The organism is Thermococcus sp., from assembly GCF_027008145.1.
In the GTDB taxonomy this organism is placed as follows: domain Archaea; phylum Methanobacteriota_B; class Thermococci; order Thermococcales; family Thermococcaceae; genus Thermococcus.
Map to the genome: position 1 here is coordinate 1 of NZ_JALTCZ010000109.1, position 17765 is coordinate 17765.

Here is a 17765-nt window from a genome sequence, read left to right on the forward strand (position 1 = left end):
AGGCTAGGGGGTTCAGGACGACAAACATAAAAATCGACCCCTACCTCAATTACGACGCGGGAACGATGAACCCCTACCAGCATGGGGAGGTCTTTGTCCTCGACGACGGCGGTGAGGTTGACCTCGATCTTGGGAACTACGAGCGCTTCCTCGGCACCAGCTTGAGCTTCGACCACAACATAACGACCGGAAAGGTCTACTCTGCCGTCATTGAGAAGGAGAGGAAGGGCAGATACCTCGGGGCGACCGTCCAGGTTATCCCGCACATCACCAACGAGATAAAGGAGCGCATTAGGAGGATCGCGAGGGACTACGAAGTAGTTGTCGTTGAGATAGGTGGAACGGTGGGCGACATAGAGAGCATGCCCTTCCTTGAGGCAGCGAGACAGATGCAACTTGAAGAGGGCAGGGACAACGTTGCCTTCGTCCACGTCACTTACGTGCCCAAGCTTCGTGTTGTTGGGGAGCAGAAGACGAAGCCAACACAGCACAGCGTTAAAGAGCTCCGCTCCCTTGGAATTCAGCCGGATGCTATAGTCGCCCGCTCCGAAGATCCGCTGGAGGAAGGCGCGAGGAAGAAGATAAGCCTCTTCACGAACGTTCCCGAGAAGGCCGTCGTCAGCGCCTACGACGTGGAAGATACCTACGAAGTCCCGCTCCTCCTTGAGAAGGAGGGACTTCCGTCTTACCTCACGGAGAGGCTCGGCCTTCCCGAGAGGGAACCGGAACTCAACGCTTGGCGTGAGATGGTGGAGAAATATAAATCCCTAAGCGAGGATGTCGAGATAGCGATAGTTGGCAAATACGTCAAGCTCGCCGACTCCTATCTGAGCATAAAGGAGGCGTTAAAGCACTCCAGCGTGGTCAACGGCGTTAAGGTGAAGATACGCTGGATTGAAGCTGAGGACGTCGAGAGGGAAGGGACGGCTCTCCTAGAGGGTGTTGATGGCATCATCGTCCCCGGTGGCTTCGGCGCCCGGGGGAGTGAGGGCAAGATAGAAGCGATAAGGTACGCGAGGGAGAACGACATACCTTTCCTTGGGATATGCTTCGGCTTCCAGCTGACGGTTGTGGAGTTCGCGAGGAATGTCCTTGGGCTGGAGGGTGCCCACTCGACCGAGATAGAGCCGGGGACGCCACACCCCGTCGTTGACCTGATGCCGGAGCAGCGCGGCCTCGACAAGCTCGGCGGAACGATGCGCCTCGGTGCGTACCCTGTTAAGGTTAAACCGGGAACGCTGGCACACAGACTCTATGGGAGGCAGCTGATATACGAGAGGCACAGACACCGCTGGGAGGTCAACCCGGAGTACATCGAGATGTTTGAGGATGGGGGGTTGCTATTCAGTGGTATTGCCGGCGATGACGAGAGGAGGATGGAAATCCTGGAGTTGCCCGACCACAGGTACTTCATAGCGACCCAGTTCCACCCAGAGTTTAAGTCAAGGCCGATGAACCCAGCCCCTGTCTTTAGGGGACTGGTAAAGGCAGCGAAGGAAAAGCGTCAGTAGGGGAGCCATTCTTCCCGTTCCTTTTCCCTTACATCAGTGTAGAGGACTACGCCGGAGGCCCAGATGAAGGCCACCATGAAAGCATCGAAGGGAGCTATTACCACTGAGGCCAGAGCGGTGTTCCCTGGCATGGCCGCGTAACCGAGCACTAGGAGGGGTGTAACGACGACCGAAACCCCGAGGAGAAGGAGGAGCAAAAGAATACCAAGCCCCATGGAGCTGAGGATGTTCTTAAGGGCCAGCTCGAGGGCCGTTAGGAAAGCCCCCACGCTTCCTTCCTCTATGTAAGCTGGCACGAGCATGGCGGAGAATGCTATTCCAAAGGGTATTATTGCCAGAAAGAGGAGCATCCCGATTAAGGCCATGATAGTACCCTTCTCGCCGGCTATCGCCCCCGCGATTATTATTCCGATGGGGACCGCTGAGATGAGCGTCAGCGACAGGTAACCGAGGATATTGACCGCTATGACTCCGGGGAAGTGTTTCAGCCCTTCAAAGAGGAGCTCCCCCATCGAGTATTCCTCTCCCCTTGAGAAGAGAATGTAGGCTTTCGTGACGCCATACTGGATTGAGGAGAAGAGGACAAGGGTTATCAGCGAGTAGATGAGCAGGTTCCTGAGGTTCTCAAGGAGGGTGTTCCCGAGCTCCCTCGCCCCGTATTCCTCAAAGGTCACGTTTCCCATCTGGGTTTCCTTAAACGCAGGCCCCTCACTGGAAGAGAGACCGAGGACTGTTCCCAAGGGAATGAGGATCAGCACCGCCACGAGGATTACCGCATAGACCTTTTTCTCTCCGGAGACCAGCGAGAAAGCCGCTGAGAAGGCGTGAATGGCGCCCATGGAACCACCATCAATGGTAAGGTATCTGGGCTTAAAAGGCTTCTCCCTAGGAAAAGCTTATAAACGAACTCCCGAAAGTGGCGATGGGTCGTCAAGCTAATCGAGGTGAGATAAATGGCAATTTGGCAGGGAAGATCACTTAAGAAACCTTCGGGAGGAAGGATCATCTTGGCGAGGAAGAAGAGGAAAAGGGAGCTCGGCAGGGAGCCCGCAAACACGAGGGTTGTGGAGGACGCTGAAAAGAGGAAGTTGATCAGGATCTACGGCGGTAGCAGAAAGGTTCGCCTAGTTGGGGCTCTCTACGCCAACGTCTTCGAGAACGGCAGGGGTAAGAAGGTCAAGATACTCAACGTCGTCGAGAACCCGGCCAACAGGCAGTACGCGAGGAGGAACATAATAACCAAGGGCGCCATCATCGAGACCGAGATGGGGAAGGCCATCGTCACGAGCAGGCCCGGCCAGGATGGAGTGGTCAACGCCGTTCTCATAAAGGAAGAGAACACCTAATCTCTCTTCTCTGTATCTTTTCTAGCCTTTTGCCACCATTAAGGCCGTAAATGGAGAAAAGTTAACGGTACCGTAAAGTTTTAATGGTTTACGGTGTTAACAGTAGGGTTAACGGTGATGATACCTCCGCTTCCTCCTTTCAAAGACCTCTCCCGAAGAAGTTTGAAGAGATGCCGACCTCAATCGAGTCCCGCAGACCGCTGATACTCCTCAAGGGGATCCGCAGGCTCGGAAAGGCCTTCCTCCTGCGGGTCATCCCCAATGAGGCAAACACCCACAAGACAGTTAATCTCCGCAGCTAAGTTTCTCTGAACCTTGAAAGTTCTCTCTCCATGATCTTCTTCGCCAGCTCTCTGGCCTTTGGCTCTACTATTTCCACAACGTGCTTCCTGAGCTCCTCGAGGCCCTCCCCGGTGAGGACTGAAATCCTGACCGGTTCGAGGCCCAGGGAGCGGATGAACTCCTCAACTTTTCCAATCTTCTCCTCCATGGCTATGTCCACCTTGTTTACGGTGACTATGAACGGAAGTTCGCCGAACTCGCGGTAGATTTCCTCAAACAGGTGAGTCTGCTCCTCTATCGGGTAGCCGCAGTACTCGCTAGGGTCGAAGATGTAAACGATGAGATCCGCAAGGTGTTTCAGAGCTAGAATTGCCTGTTTCTCGACCTCATTTCTTTCGCTCAGCGGTCTGTCGAGCAAACCGGGCGTGTCAATGACCTGATAGCGGAGGTAGTGCTCCTCGAACTGACCGACGTTTATGCCCTTCGTCGTAAAGGGATAACTCGCCACCTCTGGCTTTGCGTTGGTTAAAGCCCTCAAAAGCGTGCTCTTGCCCACGTTCGGGTGGCCGGCTATGACTACCGTTGGGAGGTCTAAATCAACCACCGGTAGCTCCTTGAGGACGTCCCTAGCCCTGTTGAGGTACCTCAGGTCGTCATCTATCTCGTGCAATATATCAGCGATGCGCCCGTAGAAGGCTTTTCTGAGCCGGGCTATCTCAACGGGGTCTCGCGAGTAGCGTATCTTCTCTACGTGCCTGATTTCAAGGTTTCTTGTCGTCTTTATCGCCCAGTTCACCCTTGCCAGAGAGCGGTGGAACTGATCCCTATCAATAAGCGTATCCACGAGCTCCTGATAGAACTTTGGGAGAGTTGAAACCCCCGGAGTCCTGTCCAGGATCTTTCTCAGGTTGTCCCTAATAACGTTGGAGACGGTTCTTACCCTCAGCTCCTCCCGCCTTCTCGCCTTTGCCACTTTTCCGCCCAGGGGGTTAAACGCGGACGCTGCCTTCTCGGCTCTCCTGAAGGCCTTATTGATGAGCTCGTCAGCGGTAAGAACCGTTGGCATCTTCTCAAACGGGTTCTTCATTCCCACCCCTCCCCTTCTCTCGCGGAGAAAAAGTTGGGGAGGAGCTTTAAAAAGCTATTCAATCAAGGGAGTGGGCTATGATGTAGCCAGCCAGGGATGCCAGCCCAACGAGGAAGAGCAAGACAAGGGTCATTATCTTTCCGGCGCCTGAGACATCGCTGAAGCCCGCTATTACAAGCAGGAAGAACACAATCACGGCCAGTATACCAAGCTTTTCGAAGAGGCCTTCGTACCTGTTCAAAACGTTCACGTCCATAGTTCCACCTCCATGGGTTTATTCTAAGACCTTAGTCGGTGCGGAAATATAAAAACATATCGCTAGAGTTCTATACTCTTCCCGACGTGGAGGGGTTCCACATGGTTCATCCTGCACCTCAGATAGGCGAAGGACTCAAGGCCGGTGCAGTGACCGGTGAAGAGCAGGCCAACATCGAGGTTCTTAACGACGTCCTCTAGTGTTTCCGGCTTCGCTCCTATGAGGTGGAGGCCACCGATGAGGACTCTCACCGGCTTTCCTAACAGCTTTCTGGCATGGTTGGCTATGTTTATTACCCCTGAGTGCCCGCAGCCGGTGATTACTGCGACGCTCTCGCCGAGATCGATTATCAGGGCAATGTCGTCCTTCACAGGGTCGGGTCTGAGGCCCTCTTTAACGAGGTAGCCGACTGCCCTGTCCCAGGTCTCCCTCTCTACCTCCCCGGAGCTCATGAATCCCCCTGTAAACTCGAAGGGCTCTCTCCTCAGGACAAAGTGAGCCCCCAGCTCTTCTAGTTCCTCCTTTTCGAAGGGTATCCCTATCTCCCTCTTCCTAGGCTTTAGTGCCAATCTCCTCGCGAAGATGCCCGGGTGCGCGACGACCTTTACGGGCCTGGAGCGGGCCTTGAGGAAGGCCTTAAGCCCGCCGGTGTGGTCATAGTGGCCGTGAGTTATGAAGACGTAGTCTATGGAATCGGGCTCAACGTCCAGCTCGGCCATATTATTGAGGAGAACCCTGCCATCCATACCGGTATCGACGAGAACCCTCTTTCCCCAGCCCTCTACAAGAGCAGAGAAGCCGTGTCCTCCCAAAAGGCCCTTTCTAAAGCCCGAATGGTTCTCATACAGCACGGTCACCTTGACCCTACCCAAAGCTACCACCACGAAAAGTTTATCTTTCTCCGTTTAAAATTTAGGATGTGATAGGATGACAGCGATTGTGGACGCCATACTCTCGGGCTTTATAGCTGCCCTTGCATCAGTCCTTCCCCTCAGCCCGGAGGGTGAGCCCTTCTCATCGCTTGTCTCGGACTACTCCTACCTTCTCGTCCCGGCTTATCTCGGCGTTGCCTTTGCAATATTCTTTTATTTCCGCGATGAATTTTCAAGGCAGTGCCTCCAGGCTATGAGGGGCATATACAAACCCTCCCTGAAGTTCGTGGCCTTCGCAAGCCTCTTCACGGTTCTCCTCGGCTACCCCCTGTGGCGGTTCTCCCTCAACTTGCCCGGGGAAGTTTCGGCCATCATCAACGCCCTCTCGGGAGGGCTCATCGTCCTTTACTCCCTCCGGCCTAACTTGAACCCCCTCAAGGGTCCGGACGGAAAGCTCCCAGAGGAACCCAGCATGGTGGATTCCCTCTCAGCTGGTCTCGCCGGTGGGGTAGCCGTTCTCGGTTCCCTGTCCAGAACCGGTCTCGTCCTCCCGGCACTCATTATTCCATCCCACAAGCCGAGAAAAGCGGTTGAATGGGCACTCTGGGTGGCTCCTGCTTACATACTCCTCAAACTCACCCTGATTTCCTGGAACTCCTCTGGAGATGTCTGGATTCCGTTCACGGCTTTTCTTTCAGCTTTCATAACTTCTCTCCTCGTCATTCACCTGCTCCTAGTCCTCGCGGAGCGCAGGGGGAGGGGACTTCTAGTTACCCTGGGCCTGATATCGGTTGTTGTATACTCCTTGGAGGTGCTGATATGAAGGGGGTTATCCTGGCAGCTGGAAGGGGGGAGAGGTTGAGGCCCCTAACAGACGACAGGCCAAAGGTCGTCCTGAAAGTGGCCAACAGGCCGATAATCGAGTACGTGATGGAAAACCTGTACCCATTCGTGGATGAGTTCGTTATTGTCGTCAGGTATCGGAAGGATTGGGTAGTCAACGCCCTCGGCGACGAGTTCAGGGGTAAGCCGATAACCTACGTCGAACAGCTCTCGGGGGAGGGAACTGCTAAGGCAATTGAAAGCTCCGCCGGGAGCGTTGATGAGGACTTCATCGCAGTAAACGGGGATATTTACTTTGAAGCAGGGGCAATAAGGGAGCTTATATCCGCCTTCAGGAGGGAGGACGCCGACGCTTCCATCCTCGTCAAGCACTTCGATGACCTGAGTCACTTTGGAAGGGTCGAGGTCGAGGGAAACAGGGTCAAGGGCATTGTTGAGAAGCCGGGCGGCGTCCCGGGTTACGCGAACCTCGGGATTTACGCCTTCAAGAGCGAGGTGTTTGACTTCATTGGAAAGACTCCCCTAAGTGAGCGCGGTGAGTTTGAGATAACCGACACGATAAACCTGATGGTAGAGGCCGGCCTCACAGTAATCGCGGTTCCCTATGATGGTTACTGGAACGACATAGGCAGGCCCTGGAACCTCCTTGAGCTCAACGAATACCTCCTCAAAAACAAGCTCAGGCACGGGATAAGGGGCACCATCGAGGAGGGAGCAACGATAATCCCGCCGGTTGAAATAGGCGAGAACACCGTCGTCAGGAGTGGGACCTACATAATCGGCCCGGTGAAGATTGGAAAGAACTCACGCATCGGTCCGAACTGCTTCATAAGGCCCTACACGAGCATTGGGAACAACTGTCACATCGGGAACGCCGTGGAAGTGAAGAACTCAATCATAATGGACAACTCGAACGCTCCCCACCTGAACTACGTGGGCGACTCGATTATCGGGGAGAACACCAACCTAGGAGCCGGGACGATAACGGCCAACCTGAGGCACGATAAGGGTAACGTCAAGGTCGAGATAAAGGGCAAGCTTGAAGACTCTGGACGTTATAAACTTGGAGCAATAATAGGCCACAACGTTAAAATAGGGATAAACGTTAGCATATATCCAGGCAGGAAGATAGGAAGCGGATCCTTTGTTGGACCCGCGGTGGTGGTGGATAAGAATATCCCACCCAACTCCCTCGTGGTGTTAAAACAGGAGAAAGAGGTGCGCAGGCTTTGAGCACCGAGTTCGTTTACTTCCTCAACATCCTTTCAAGGGCCATTCTCCTTCTCGTCGCGGGTTACAAGTCCTACCGCGAGAGGAGCGCGGAATGGACTTACATGACTCTGGCTTTTATTTTAGCGACCTTCGACCCCGAGAGGTTTCTTTTGGCACCCCTGGGCTTTCACCTTCACCCGGAGGTTTCCTTCGTCCTCGACCTCGTGAACACGCTCGCCCAGGGAGTACTAACGATGGTGGCGGCTGTCTACGTAAAGGAGAAGTCTCCATCTGCAGAGAAGAAAGCCCTTCCCGTTCTGCTGGGTATCATAGCGTACCTCTGGGTTGTGGGGACGAACGCCGTCGAGCTCAATCTGAGCTTTACCGTTAAAACCTCTCTCCCCCTTTTCGTCTATTCGATCGGCTACTTCTACCTCGGCTACATGATATTCAAGTGTTCCTTTCCCGGGAACCTCTCCTCCCGCATCTTTTCGATCAGCATGATACTCCTCGGCCTTCTGAACGCGACCTATCCCTTTACGGTCACCCTCGACTGGTTTAGGCCCTACGGCTTTGCCTTTGGAACCCTGTTCCGCCTGACAATGGCAATCGGTGCCATTGGAGTGACTATATGGCCCTTTGAAGGAGCTCATGCTAAGGTCGATGTGGGTGTTACCCCAGGAGCTCTGCTCCTAAAGTCCCCTGGAAAAGATCTCCTCCGCTCAGTAGGTGACTCGAAGGGCGCGGTTCTGGTTACGAGGAGTGATCTCAGGAACCTTGAGCCCCTCCTCGACCCCTCTGCAATGGTCTTCTGGGTAACCCGCGCCACAGACGGCGAGCTGAGGAAGTCTCCTTACATCTATGCCATAAGCCCAACCCGGCTCGGAATACTTCTCGACCTCATCATGAAGGCCATTGATTCTGGGTATAAAACCGTTTACATTGACTCGGTGGAGTACCTCATCCTTGAAAACAACTTTAGGGCTGTTCTCAAATTTCTGGCAGATCTAAAGGACAGAGCCATAACCAAAGGGGCCCGAATTGCAATAATGGTTGACCCAACTGCACTGGACAAAAAACAGATGAAAATACTGGAAAGGGAATTTGGGGAGTTCAGAGACCGAGCTTCTCTATGAAGCGTTTTGCATAGCGCAGGTCCTTCTCAAGTTCCGCTTTCTGGAGAAGCTGTCTCTCTATTGCTCTCAGGGCGTCGTGGACTGCCTGTATCGCTCCCCATGTTTCGCCCGTTGCGACGAAGACTCCTCTGTCCGTTACTATCCTCATCCTGGCCTGGTAGAGATGGACTCCCCTGAACTTCTCCGGGAAGCGCCTTACATGGAGGTATATTATGCCTTCGTTGCCCAGCAGGTCTTCGTAGCCGTCAACGAAGCGCCTTATGTCGTGTATGATTCTCTCCCTCGTGAAATCGCTGAGGATCGAGGCATCACCGCCGAGCTGGAGGTAGAAGCGCGCCTCCTTCTCGGTCATCTTGGATATGGGGAGCAGAAGATCCTTGACAGTCAGCACTCCTACTACCTTGTCCTCTTCGTTGACGACGATGAGGCCGTCGATATCGTTGTCTCTCATCGTGACCACGGCTTCTCTGAACCTTGCATTGGGTAATATCGTTATGACGCCCCTTATCATCACGTCCCTGAGGGGCATGCTGAAGGGCGGTATCTTTTCTCCTGCCAGTTCACCTGTCTGTGCCTTGAAGCGGGGTTTGATGAACCTTATGACGAGGTCGTGGAGGGTAACGAGGCCCTCAAGCTTGCCCTCCTCATTCACCACTGGGAGTCTTGATATGGCGTGGTCGCGCATTGTAGCCAACGCCTTTGCGACGGTGTCATCCGGCCCGAGGGTTATGACGTCCTTTGTCATGAACTCTTCCACCTTCCTCTTCCCGAAGTCTCCTTCTGCGACCTTTTCGAGGACGGCGAGGTCGTTTATAACCCCGATGATTTCAGCCTTTGACTCCCCTACTGGGAGGGAGCGGAGGTCAACCTCTATCATAAGCTTTGCAGCCTTGCTAAGATCCTCGTGAGGCTCTATAACAGGGGCGGGTTTGTAAACGTCCCTAACCTTTGCCTTGGTCGGGTCCCACTTGAGGTGGGAGCGTATAATCAAGTCCTGAGTGAGGACACCCTTATACAGGTTGCTATCGAAGACCAGAATGAGGTCGGGGTCTTCTTTCTCGAAGATTCCTATCGCTTCAGAAAGGGGGGTATCGATGTCTATCTTCCTGAACCTGTCCGTCATTACCTCCTGCACCTGAATTCCGACCATTTCTGCCACCTCCTGCATTCTATACTTAGCTCTCCACGAATTTAAACTTTTGCAACCGTAATTCTTTTAGTAAATTTAGGTTAATAAACTTTTCGAGGAAAGATTTATAAGACCGCCCCAGGAAACTTCAAACCGCGCCGGGGTAGCCTAGCCTGGGAAGGTGCGGGACTCGAGATGGCGGATTTTGGCGAAAGAAGGCCTCTAACCGACGCAAGGACAAAAAGCGAGCCAGAGACCCAAGACGTTTTTACAGAGGCTTTGATTGATTCAACGGCCAAGATCCATTATGGTCGCGACCGCGAAGAATACGCCAAATGGATACAAAGGGAGTCTCCTTCTTTGGCCAGAGATTACATCAGCAAACTCAACAAGTACCTCTGGGGAAAGAAGGCAAACACTCCAGAAGAGCTTAGGAGAATCGTCGAGTCAATTCCACCAACTTCATCCGGTTCTCCCGATAGGAAGGCCTACCTCGCGATAAGGAGTTACATCAACTTCCTGGTCGCGACTGGAAGAATAAGGAAAAGCGAGGCCATTGATTTCAAGGCCGTGATTCCAAACATAAAAACCAGAGCCAGGCCTGAGTCAGCCAAGGTTATCAGTGCTGAGGACATCAGGGAGATTATCAAGGATGTGAAGGGTTCAAAGCCTGAGGTTGTTCACGCGCGGAAGCTTTACCTCAAGCTTCTCGCCTTCACCGGCCTTCGTGCTGACGAGGTCCGCGAGCTGATGAACCAGTTTGATCCTAGGGTGATTGATGACACTTTCAAGGCCTTTGGATTGCCAGAGGAGTACAGAGAAAAGATAGCCGTCTATGACATGGAGAGAGTGAAACTACCACGCAGGAAGCACCAGACCAAGAGGGGTTACATTGCGGTCTTTCCTGTGGAGCTTGTTGAGGACCTCAAGAGGTTCAAGGCTTCAGGTTATAAGATGAGGAAGGATAACACATACAAGAGGACGATGCTGAACCATCCGGAGAGACATAAGGACCTATCGCTTTTCAGGAAATGGTTCCAGAACTTCATGAACGATAACGTGATGACAACTGTTCCAAACCCGCCGGCCGATGCGTTTCACCTGATCGAGTTCCTCCAGGGTAGAGCGCCGAAGAACGTTGGTGGCAGGAACTACCGCTGGAACGTGAAGAACGCTGTGAGGATCTATTATTACATGGTGGACAAACTGAAAGAAGAGCTTGGGATTTTGGAGCTTTAGCGGATTAAACTCCAGACCGACTTTTTCTTTTTCCGCTTTTTCGGCCTCTCAATGCCGATGACTCTTCTCTCACCGATTCGCTCTTCTATGATGAACCACGCACCGACCAATGGGTTAAACTCCCGCTTTCTCATTCCCACCTTCACCAGCTAAATCTTTTCCCTTTTTATGAAGCTCAATGAACTCTTTTGGGGTGAGGATGTAGAACTCATGGCGACCGAGTTTAAACCGCTTATTTTTATCCCTGATTCTTAAGAGGTGCTTCCGGTCGTAAGTTATCAGAAACTCGGCCTTTGAATTATATACCACATCCAAAAAGGGGATGTCCTTTGGATCACGAACCTTCTCAAGGAGGGTTTTGGACTTTTTGAAAGAACGCTTTATCGGAACTCTCTCTGAATATAAGATGACCACATCCACCCTTTCTTTGGCAGTGGATAGTGGGATCTTCTTCCTGATTTTGGGGTAGGCGATTACATTGTAGTACTCCTCTCTGGTTGCAGTAGAATAGTAGTTCATTATTTTCTCCTCAAAAAGAAGGTTAATCACCCCAAAAGCATAGCCTTTGGAGGATAGGAGCGCTGGAATCAAAACAGAGGTGTCAATGACTACTCCAGGCCGAGCTTTTTCAACTTTCTCTCCAGCTTTTCCCATTTCTTAATCTCCTCCTCAGCCTCATAGTAGAGTTTAATAGTCTCCCTCTCACTCACGCGAGGCTTCTCCTTCTTCCACTTTTTGATGACTTCTCTTGCCTGCTCCTTGGTCATCTTCTTGCTGGATTTCTTTATCTTCGCAAGGTTAGCCTTCCACTCGTAATACTCAATAAGTTCCTTGGGTGAGACCCCAACAGCCTTTGCAACCTCTTCAATGAGGAGTTTAACACCCTCCGAGTTCTTCACGCTAACAGCCATCCTCCGCACCATTCTCCTCTTCTTCTCTTGGCCTCTTAAGATTAACTCTCGCTCCTCAATCCTCCCGTTTTAACCTTCTTCTTTAACCCCACGATGCCAAAGATTCCAGTTAGGTAAGCCATCGCGAGGTCTCGTGCGTTCGCCTTGAGGAGAACCAAGGCCGTGATGACGACAACACCACCCGCAACCATAGCCACGTCAGTATCATCCAGCATGAGCACCACCTCAAAAATTTAAGGAATCAGGGGAGTGGATTGAACACATAAACCCCGTCAAGTGATATTTGGATGTCATGGCCTCCTCCCCACTTTGCCTTGGAATAACTATACGGCACATATGGGTTTTTGGACATAATCAGAACTTTAGTCGTTGAACCTCCGTTGGTAGGCAAACCTATACTACTCAGGAAAAATGAAGTGGTATTTGGGAATCTCTTTAACTCAGCACCTAACCATTCAGCTGAATCAAGGCTTCCCTGCTCCATTGTAACCACGTAGGAAACAAACCTATCTCCTACATTGTGGAACTCCATGTGTAACCTATTATCATCCCATTGATGAATTAAGAGGTAGTATGGTGAGTATCTTCCGGGATAGCCGACGTATTCATACCTATCACTTCCATTACCCCAAGTGTAAGGATGGAGGGTAACTTTTCCGTTCACTCCGGTGATGTCGGTCTTAACTGGCGAGGTCAAACTGGAAAAGTCGAAGTAGTCATAAACGATGTCGCTCTCGTTCGGATAACTTGAACTCGTCCAAGTCCCATCGCTGTTCTGAATATAAACGCTTATCTCGACGATAACCGTCTGCTCAAACTCCTTCACCGTCCGCGCGCTGTCCTTGTAAAATTCTAACTTCAGCGTTACTGTGTCCTTGGTGGTCTCGGTTGGTGCAGTTCCCGGCGTTAAATCCTCGCTCACCTGAAGGGTGGAATTCGCTGGGAGAGCGTAATCCTTTTCCGTGCTCCCGTCAGCAAAACCCCAGTTCAGGTTTCCAGCGCTTAGAATGGTCATTTTCGGATAAAAGTCGTGCGTCTTCGTGTTAAGGACGTTAAACCTAACATTCACCTTATAATCAACTGTGCTCTCATTTGAGTATTTCACAAAAGCCGTTTTCACGGTTGCCACGAGACAACACCCCCGCTAGCCAGTTCAGAAACCACGTAACCGTCGAGGATTACCTCATTCCCCAACCTCGACTCAACAACAGGATACCCATCTCTCATTAGTTCGACCGTCCCCGGCTCGGGGAAAACCCACCCGTCGAGGATTATCTCAGCTCCATCAAAACCGAGCGGGAGGGATTCGAGAATCCCACCGCCGACGCCTTTTATTAAGAGCATTCCCCTCACCCTTTCACGTAGCTGATGTTTACGATAACACTGTCGTTTATCGCGGTTAGCGAGCCTCCCGGCTCGACCTCGATGATAACCTCCCTGAGAGGATTCGCAGGGATTGGCTGGATGAAAATCTGACCATTCAATCCCTTGTAGAACTTGGCCTCCCAGAACGGCTGGATGTCTTCCTTCTTCCTCACCTTGACGATAACGTAATCGTCGTTTCCATGCGAGACGCTTATGGCCGTGATGTGGCCGAGAACACCGAAATCCACGGTCTTACTCCGCTCGGTATCGGTGAGTTCAACGACCGTGTTATCAGCCGGCTCGAAGTAGGCATTTACCCTAACCTCGCTCACTTTCCACCCCTCCTCGCCATCCACGTTCCGATTTTAATGACAAGATAAACCCCGAGTAGCGCCAGCAACGCGCCGATTAATCTCCCCCACTCCATCTTTTTACCTCCCTTCCCCTCTGGCTCGAAATCATTGAAAAGCTCCTCCGGCCTCGTCTCTTCCTTTTTTGAGAGTGAAAGCTTAAACCCGCCAACGCGCGTTGGCTGGCGTTTAGCTGCAGTCGTAGGAATTGGAGAAGGCATGATAAAGTCAATTAGGTTAATCCCCTTCATTTTCCCTTAACCTCCTTCAGAAGGTTCTTTATGTGCTTTCTAATCCTCTGGAGGGTCTTATTTGACAAATGCTTAATCTTGCTGTTGTTCTTCTTGAAGCTGAGATGGTAGAGTAAGAGAAGCCTTCCCCTCGCGGTTTTCGCGCTAATCCTTCCCGCCTTCCAGTCCCTCATTATCGCCTTCGTGATGTCATAGAACTCGCTCGCTGAATCGAGACCCTTCTTCCCCCTATCCTTCACGCGCCTTCCGAGATACTTATACCTCTTCTCGCTCGCCTTTTTCCTCCTCATACTTTCACACTCCCCTCAAGCCGGCTAATCCTCTTCTCATGATTGAAAATCCTCTCCTCAAGGTCATCCACCCTGTCCATCACGTTCTTGAGAACGCGCTCATTCGCCTTTGCCGTAACGTAAGCCGTGAGGAAGGCCGTAATCAGCGGAGTAGCGATAGCGATGAGAATCTCAAAATCCTGACCTGTCAACGTCATTTCACCTCACCCGGTCGAGGAACTTTTTGAACTCAATCTGAAACGCCATCCAAAGGAGAAAGAGGATGAAGGCATGAAAGACCGTTTCCCTGTCCAGTTTCATGCTCTCACCTCTCCAAAGCTCCTCGATTCCAAATCGGCACGGGAGTGTATCCCCTAATAATACCGCCTCCCGGCGTTTTTGGATAAACCATTCGCTTCAACTTATCGGACTTCTCAAGCGGAAGCTGATACGGCTTCAGCCAAGAGGGTTCAGAGTCATAGGCATCAAACTTGGGAATGGCTTTGTCGGGATTCTTCTTTCTCCACTCCTCCTTCTTCCTCTCAAGCTCTCTACCGTACTTAACTATCTGGTCGAGGTTCATCTGGCTTGGGTCTTTACCCTCCGCTTTCAAAGCCGCTTTAACCCCCTCTAACCATGCATTGAACTGTGCGTAAGTCGAGAAGCCGTATTTATGTGCCAGCGCGTCCTCTTTTGTTGCATAGCCACCCCACGGGTCTTTTGCTATGTTGCTCACGTCCCGCTCAACATAGGTTCCGCCGTAGAAAATCTTAGTCTCTCCCGGCTTAACCTCTTGGCCATAACGCTTTAACGCGGGGTTCTTCCAGTTCACCGGTGGTGCATCTCCCGGTGCATACTCCTGACTACCATAGTGAATCCTCGTTTTCGCGAGGTTTCCCTCCGGAGTTCCCGGCTTAGTTATCATCGTCCAGATGTTCTCGGCGGTCTGCTTAAACCTCTCAGGCACGTCTGATGGGTTAAGGTCTTCCAAGTCATTCTTGGCCTTATGAATCACGTCCTCAATGTGCTTCCCCGCGTCCTTGAACAGTCCGAACAACTTGTAGAGCATGTAGATAATGAAGATGAATGCCAGGAAGTAGAGGAGAATCTGAAGCAGCGTCCCCACATTGTCCTTCTCCTTCCACGCCATGATAGCCGGGACTGCCATCCTCACCGCCTCCTCATGAAGTAGTAGAGAACCGCTAAGGCCGCGATAGCAAGGCCGACCTTCTTGAGGTCAATCTTCTTTGATTCCTGCTCCTGGACGTTAGTAACGTGGACGATGTGAGGCTCGGGTTTCATTCTTTTCTGCTGGCGAGCCAGAGGAGTACTCCAATGAGTATCAGGCCGATTAGGAGTGCTTCGGCTTCTTGGCCTTTCTTCTCCTTCTTGGCTTTCTCCTCTTCAAGGAGTTGTTTTAGCTCCCAGGCTTCGGCCTCTGTTATGGTGCCGTTCTTGTATTTTTCAAGGAGTTCATAAAAGCGAGCTTTTGGTTCTTGGTTCTTGCTCTTGGATTTGAGCATTCCAAACATGGTTATCCCCTGTAGGAGGTTCTTCTCAGGTCTTTTTAGTTTTGTCTGAGCTGTTCAATTCGCAAGGCTTTTAGGGTAAAATTTTATAAAGTCTCTTGGGTGTTTTCGTCATGGTAAAATCGGGTGGTGTGTCCGGACACTCCCATGTGGGGGAGCAGGAGCTGGCCGGAGCGCGGAAGCGGAGGAAGCCGAGGCGCCTTTCACCGCGTCTGCACATTACGCTACCGCCAGAGGTGTACAGAAAGGCTAAGGAGCGCTGGGATAATGTGAGCCAGATCGTGGCGAAGCTCCTTGAGGTGGCTTTGTCTGAGGATTTGACGGTTGAGGAGGTCGTAACGGCCGTAACGCTCCTCCGTGAGGGAGTGTTGGTTGTTGGAAAGCGCCGGGGTAGCCTAGCCTGGGAAGGCGCGGGACTCGAGATCCCGTGGGCATCCGCCCACCAGGGTTCAAATCCCTGCCCCGGCGCCAACTGCCGAGCTTCCTTTCCAAACCTTTTCGGCGGTTCTCATGGGCAGAAGGGTAGAGGACAACCCACTGGTTATGAGGATGCGCTCGATTGAGAGGAGATACCACTGCGGAATATTGGACCCAAGGAAGCCCTTTGTAATTCGCCTTGCCGGAAGGCCATTCTCCCGCTGGACCGGAGGCCTTGAAAAGCCCTTTGACATGAGGCTCGTAAGCCTCTTCATTGAAACGACAAAGGCTTTGTTCCGGGAGCTCGATAACCTCAGGTTTGCTTACGGTCAGAGCGACAAAGTCGCACTGCTTTTCTTCCCTCTCCACCCTAACAGCCAGCCGATATTCGGGGGCAAAATTTACAAAGTGCTCTCGTTGAGCGCCTCGATATTTACTGCGACCTTCAACAGGTTTCTCTCCCACTACATCCCCGAGAAGAGTGAGCCGGCGAACTTTGATTCCCGGGTTGTCCAGTTTGATAATTTTAGTGATGTGAGGAACTACTTCCTCTGGCGCTGGAAAGATGCCGTTAGAAATTCAAAGAACAGCTCCCCGAGGCTCTACCTCTCCCCAAAGAAGATGGTCTGCAAGACCTCTGGCGAGCTCATAGAGGTTGCAAAGGTGGGGGTGGTGACTGGGAGGCACTCCCATTGAGGACCCGGTATGGCTGGGCCTTCTACGCCGATTACTCTTCCGGAAAATTTCGGACTGTGGAGATTGGCACGTATCCTTTTGAAGAAATTGAGGGAAGGTACATGAGAGCCTCAAGTTCCTTCAGTGACCAGTTCACGTGGTTATGTAAGCTCCCTCTTTCTCCACTATCAGTGTGTGCTCGAACTGACTGACCATCCCTCCCCTAGCCTCTCTGAGGATCGGGTAGCTGTATATCGCACCGGCCTTGTCGAGCTGGGCTAAGGCCATCTTGAGTTGGCCCTCTGGGAGGAAACCCTGTAGCCAGCGGTAGGCGAAGGGAAGCGTCTTGTAGTTCTTCTTTATGTGCATGAGTAGTCTTCTTGCTTGTAGCATCCTCACCGGCCTGTCGCGGACGTACATGAATATCAGAGCGGGCGGAACCTCTATAACTTGACCGGCCCCTGTTGTGGCAAAGGGCTCTATGGCGAAGACGTCCCCCTCCTGGAGGACGTAGGTGTCTGCCTGGCGGTAGACGTTCGGTATGCTTACTCCAGCGTGGAGCTTGTAGCGCTCTATCTTGTGCCCGCTGAGGTTGACTATCGGGTTGAAGCCCTTTCCCCTTATCGTTTCTTCTATGGCTCTGGCGACTTCTCTGACCTTAATTCCTGCCCGGACAGTCGCTATGGCGTTTTCCAGGGCTTCTCTTGATGCCTCCATCAGCTCGTCATCCTCCATACCCACCCTAAAGGTCACCGCGGTATCTGCTATGTAGCCGTCGACGTGAACGCCGAGATCGAGCTTGAGGTAGTCTCCCTCCCGGAGGACGTTCTCGTCGCCTTGGTAAGGGGTGTAATGGGCGGCCACCTCGTTTACCGATAGGTTGCAGGGGAACGCTGGTTTTCCCCCGAGCTCGGCTATTCTCTTCTCCACGAACTCGGCTATGTCGTACAGCTTAACGCCGGGTTTGATGAGCTCCACCACTTCCTTCTTGACCTGCCTTGCTATATCTCCCGCCTTTACGAGCTTTTCAAGCGCGTCTCCTTCCACTCTAAACCACCAAACCAACTAAAGTTAGGCCCCCCTTA

Annotated in this window: 27 protein-coding genes and 1 tRNA gene; 9 read left to right on the plus strand and 19 right to left on the minus strand. The window is 52.2% G+C overall.

From position 1 onward, the window contains the following. Positions 1 to 1511: glutamine hydrolyzing CTP synthase (pyrG, locus tag MVD07_RS05285; protein ID WP_297499410.1), on the plus strand; the 1511-nt coding region annotated here is incomplete at its 5' end. Here pyrG and MVD07_RS05290 read toward each other — a convergent pair. After that, positions 1505 to 2350 carry a hypothetical protein gene (locus tag MVD07_RS05290; RefSeq protein WP_297499412.1) on the minus strand — a complete coding sequence of 282 codons (846 nt, stop codon included), beginning with the start codon at positions 2348 to 2350 and terminating at the stop codon, positions 1505 to 1507. The genes pyrG and MVD07_RS05290 overlap by 7 nt on opposite strands. A gap of 114 nt (positions 2351 to 2464) precedes the next feature. Here MVD07_RS05290 and MVD07_RS05295 point away from each other — a divergent pair, with 114 nt between their 5' ends. Both MVD07_RS05295 and MVD07_RS05300 read left to right on the plus strand, forming a co-directional pair. Beyond that, positions 2465 to 2857, plus strand: coding sequence for a 30S ribosomal protein S8e (locus MVD07_RS05295; protein WP_297499414.1), 393 nt, complete (start codon positions 2465 to 2467; stop codon positions 2855 to 2857). 83 nt (positions 2858 to 2940) lie between these two features. Then, entirely contained in the window at positions 2941 to 3159 is a 219-nt protein-coding gene (locus tag MVD07_RS05300; protein WP_297499416.1) for a hypothetical protein, read from the plus strand. Here MVD07_RS05300 and MVD07_RS05305 read toward each other — a convergent pair. The 3 genes from MVD07_RS05305 to MVD07_RS05315 form a co-directional block, all read right to left on the minus strand. Further along, positions 3156 to 4226 (minus strand): NOG1 family protein, encoded by a 1071-nt coding sequence (locus tag MVD07_RS05305; protein WP_297499418.1) that lies wholly within the window; start codon positions 4224 to 4226, stop codon positions 3156 to 3158. The genes MVD07_RS05300 and MVD07_RS05305 overlap by 4 nt on opposite strands. 58 nt (positions 4227 to 4284) lie before the next feature. Beyond that, a complete protein-coding gene (locus MVD07_RS05310) occupies positions 4285 to 4482 on the minus strand; it encodes a hypothetical protein (RefSeq protein ID WP_297499420.1) in 198 nt (65 codons plus the stop codon). 62 nt (positions 4483 to 4544) lie between these two features. Beyond that, positions 4545 to 5354 carry an MBL fold metallo-hydrolase gene (locus MVD07_RS05315; protein ID WP_297499475.1) on the minus strand — a complete coding sequence of 270 codons (810 nt, stop codon included), beginning with the start codon at positions 5352 to 5354 and terminating at the stop codon, positions 4545 to 4547. Positions 5355 to 5409: 55 nt separating this feature from the next. On the opposite strand from MVD07_RS05315, the gene MVD07_RS05320 reads away from it, so the two are divergent. Genes MVD07_RS05320 through MVD07_RS05330 form a run of 3 tightly spaced genes read left to right on the plus strand, consistent with a single transcriptional unit; the run spans position 5410 to position 8545 of the window. After that, on the plus strand, positions 5410 to 6177 hold the full coding sequence (locus MVD07_RS05320; protein ID WP_297499422.1) for an undecaprenyl-diphosphate phosphatase: 768 nt from the start codon (positions 5410 to 5412) through the stop codon (positions 6175 to 6177). Then, positions 6174 to 7430 carry a bifunctional sugar-1-phosphate nucleotidylyltransferase/acetyltransferase gene (gene glmU / locus MVD07_RS05325; RefSeq protein ID WP_297499424.1) on the plus strand — a complete coding sequence of 419 codons (1257 nt, stop codon included), beginning with the start codon at positions 6174 to 6176 and terminating at the stop codon, positions 7428 to 7430. Before MVD07_RS05320 ends, glmU begins: the two co-directional genes overlap by 4 nt. After that, complete coding sequence (locus tag MVD07_RS05330) at positions 7427 to 8545, plus strand: DUF835 domain-containing protein (protein ID WP_297499426.1); 1119 nt, start codon at positions 7427 to 7429, stop codon at positions 8543 to 8545. The genes glmU and MVD07_RS05330 overlap by 4 nt, the downstream gene beginning before the upstream one ends. Here the strand turns inward: MVD07_RS05330 and MVD07_RS05335 are convergent. Beyond that, entirely contained in the window at positions 8523 to 9695 is a 1173-nt protein-coding gene (locus tag MVD07_RS05335; RefSeq protein WP_297499477.1) for a CBS domain-containing protein, read from the minus strand. The two genes, MVD07_RS05330 and MVD07_RS05335, sit on opposite strands and share 23 nt — an antisense overlap. A 174-nt stretch (positions 9696 to 9869) precedes the next feature. Between MVD07_RS05335 and MVD07_RS05340 the strand changes: the two genes are divergently transcribed. Next, the gene (locus MVD07_RS05340) at positions 9870 to 10913 is read left to right on the plus strand and encodes an integrase (protein WP_297499428.1); all 1044 of its coding nucleotides are present in this window, start codon (positions 9870 to 9872) and stop codon (positions 10911 to 10913) included. On the opposite strand, the gene MVD07_RS05345 is transcribed toward MVD07_RS05340, so the two are convergent. The 13 genes from MVD07_RS05345 to MVD07_RS05405 form a co-directional block, all read right to left on the minus strand. Beyond that, positions 10910 to 11053 (minus strand): hypothetical protein, encoded by a 144-nt coding sequence (locus MVD07_RS05345; protein ID WP_297499430.1) that lies wholly within the window; start codon positions 11051 to 11053, stop codon positions 10910 to 10912. The genes MVD07_RS05340 and MVD07_RS05345 overlap by 4 nt on opposite strands. Further along, positions 11028 to 11567 (minus strand): putative toxin-antitoxin system toxin component, PIN family, encoded by a 540-nt coding sequence (locus tag MVD07_RS05350; RefSeq protein WP_297499432.1) that lies wholly within the window; start codon positions 11565 to 11567, stop codon positions 11028 to 11030. The genes MVD07_RS05345 and MVD07_RS05350 overlap by 26 nt, the downstream gene beginning before the upstream one ends. Next, entirely contained in the window at positions 11522 to 11824 is a 303-nt protein-coding gene (locus tag MVD07_RS05355; RefSeq protein ID WP_297499434.1) for a hypothetical protein, read from the minus strand. Before MVD07_RS05355 ends, MVD07_RS05350 begins: the two co-directional genes overlap by 46 nt. 41 nt (positions 11825 to 11865) lie before the next feature. Beyond that, positions 11866 to 12045: a hypothetical protein gene (locus MVD07_RS05360; RefSeq protein WP_297499436.1), complete on the minus strand. Its 180-nt coding sequence runs from the start codon at positions 12043 to 12045 to the stop codon at positions 11866 to 11868. A 20-nt stretch (positions 12046 to 12065) separates the two neighbouring features. Then, positions 12066 to 12953 carry a hypothetical protein gene (locus MVD07_RS05365; RefSeq protein WP_297499438.1) on the minus strand — a complete coding sequence of 296 codons (888 nt, stop codon included), beginning with the start codon at positions 12951 to 12953 and terminating at the stop codon, positions 12066 to 12068. Next, entirely contained in the window at positions 12941 to 13177 is a 237-nt protein-coding gene (locus MVD07_RS05370; RefSeq protein ID WP_297499440.1) for a hypothetical protein, read from the minus strand. Before MVD07_RS05370 ends, MVD07_RS05365 begins: the two co-directional genes overlap by 13 nt. Continuing rightward, positions 13174 to 13521, minus strand: a complete 348-nt coding sequence (locus MVD07_RS05375) for a hypothetical protein (protein ID WP_297499442.1) — start codon at positions 13519 to 13521, stop codon at positions 13174 to 13176. The genes MVD07_RS05370 and MVD07_RS05375 overlap by 4 nt, the downstream gene beginning before the upstream one ends. After that, entirely contained in the window at positions 13518 to 13790 is a 273-nt protein-coding gene (locus MVD07_RS05380) for a hypothetical protein (RefSeq protein ID WP_297499445.1), read from the minus strand. The genes MVD07_RS05375 and MVD07_RS05380 overlap by 4 nt, the downstream gene beginning before the upstream one ends. Continuing rightward, a complete protein-coding gene (locus MVD07_RS05385) occupies positions 13787 to 14080 on the minus strand; it encodes a hypothetical protein (RefSeq protein ID WP_297499448.1) in 294 nt (97 codons plus the stop codon). Before MVD07_RS05385 ends, MVD07_RS05380 begins: the two co-directional genes overlap by 4 nt. Next, positions 14077 to 14277 carry a hypothetical protein gene (locus MVD07_RS05390; protein ID WP_297499450.1) on the minus strand — a complete coding sequence of 67 codons (201 nt, stop codon included), beginning with the start codon at positions 14275 to 14277 and terminating at the stop codon, positions 14077 to 14079. The genes MVD07_RS05385 and MVD07_RS05390 overlap by 4 nt, the downstream gene beginning before the upstream one ends. A gap of 107 nt (positions 14278 to 14384) precedes the next feature. After that, the gene (locus tag MVD07_RS05395; protein WP_297499452.1) at positions 14385 to 15233 is read right to left on the minus strand and encodes a hypothetical protein; all 849 of its coding nucleotides are present in this window, start codon (positions 15231 to 15233) and stop codon (positions 14385 to 14387) included. Continuing rightward, positions 15230 to 15361 (minus strand): hypothetical protein, encoded by a 132-nt coding sequence (locus tag MVD07_RS05400; protein WP_297499454.1) that lies wholly within the window; start codon positions 15359 to 15361, stop codon positions 15230 to 15232. The genes MVD07_RS05395 and MVD07_RS05400 overlap by 4 nt, the downstream gene beginning before the upstream one ends. Next, a complete protein-coding gene (locus tag MVD07_RS05405) occupies positions 15358 to 15591 on the minus strand; it encodes a hypothetical protein (protein WP_297499456.1) in 234 nt (77 codons plus the stop codon). The genes MVD07_RS05400 and MVD07_RS05405 overlap by 4 nt, the downstream gene beginning before the upstream one ends. Positions 15592 to 15972: 381 nt before the next feature. Between MVD07_RS05405 and MVD07_RS05410 the strand changes: the two genes are divergently transcribed. Together MVD07_RS05410 and MVD07_RS05415 are read left to right on the plus strand one after the other, a co-directional pair. Beyond that, positions 15973 to 16059 (plus strand) — tRNA-Ser (locus tag MVD07_RS05410). A 39-nt stretch (positions 16060 to 16098) separates the two neighbouring features. Then, a complete protein-coding gene (locus MVD07_RS05415; RefSeq protein ID WP_297499458.1) occupies positions 16099 to 16701 on the plus strand; it encodes a tRNA(His) guanylyltransferase Thg1 family protein in 603 nt (200 codons plus the stop codon). 132 nt (positions 16702 to 16833) lie between these two features. Here the strand turns inward: MVD07_RS05415 and map are convergent, their stop codons facing one another. Further along, positions 16834 to 17727: a type II methionyl aminopeptidase gene (map, locus tag MVD07_RS05420; RefSeq protein WP_297499460.1), complete on the minus strand. Its 894-nt coding sequence runs from the start codon at positions 17725 to 17727 to the stop codon at positions 16834 to 16836. Between the last annotated feature and the right edge of the window lie 38 nt (positions 17728 to 17765).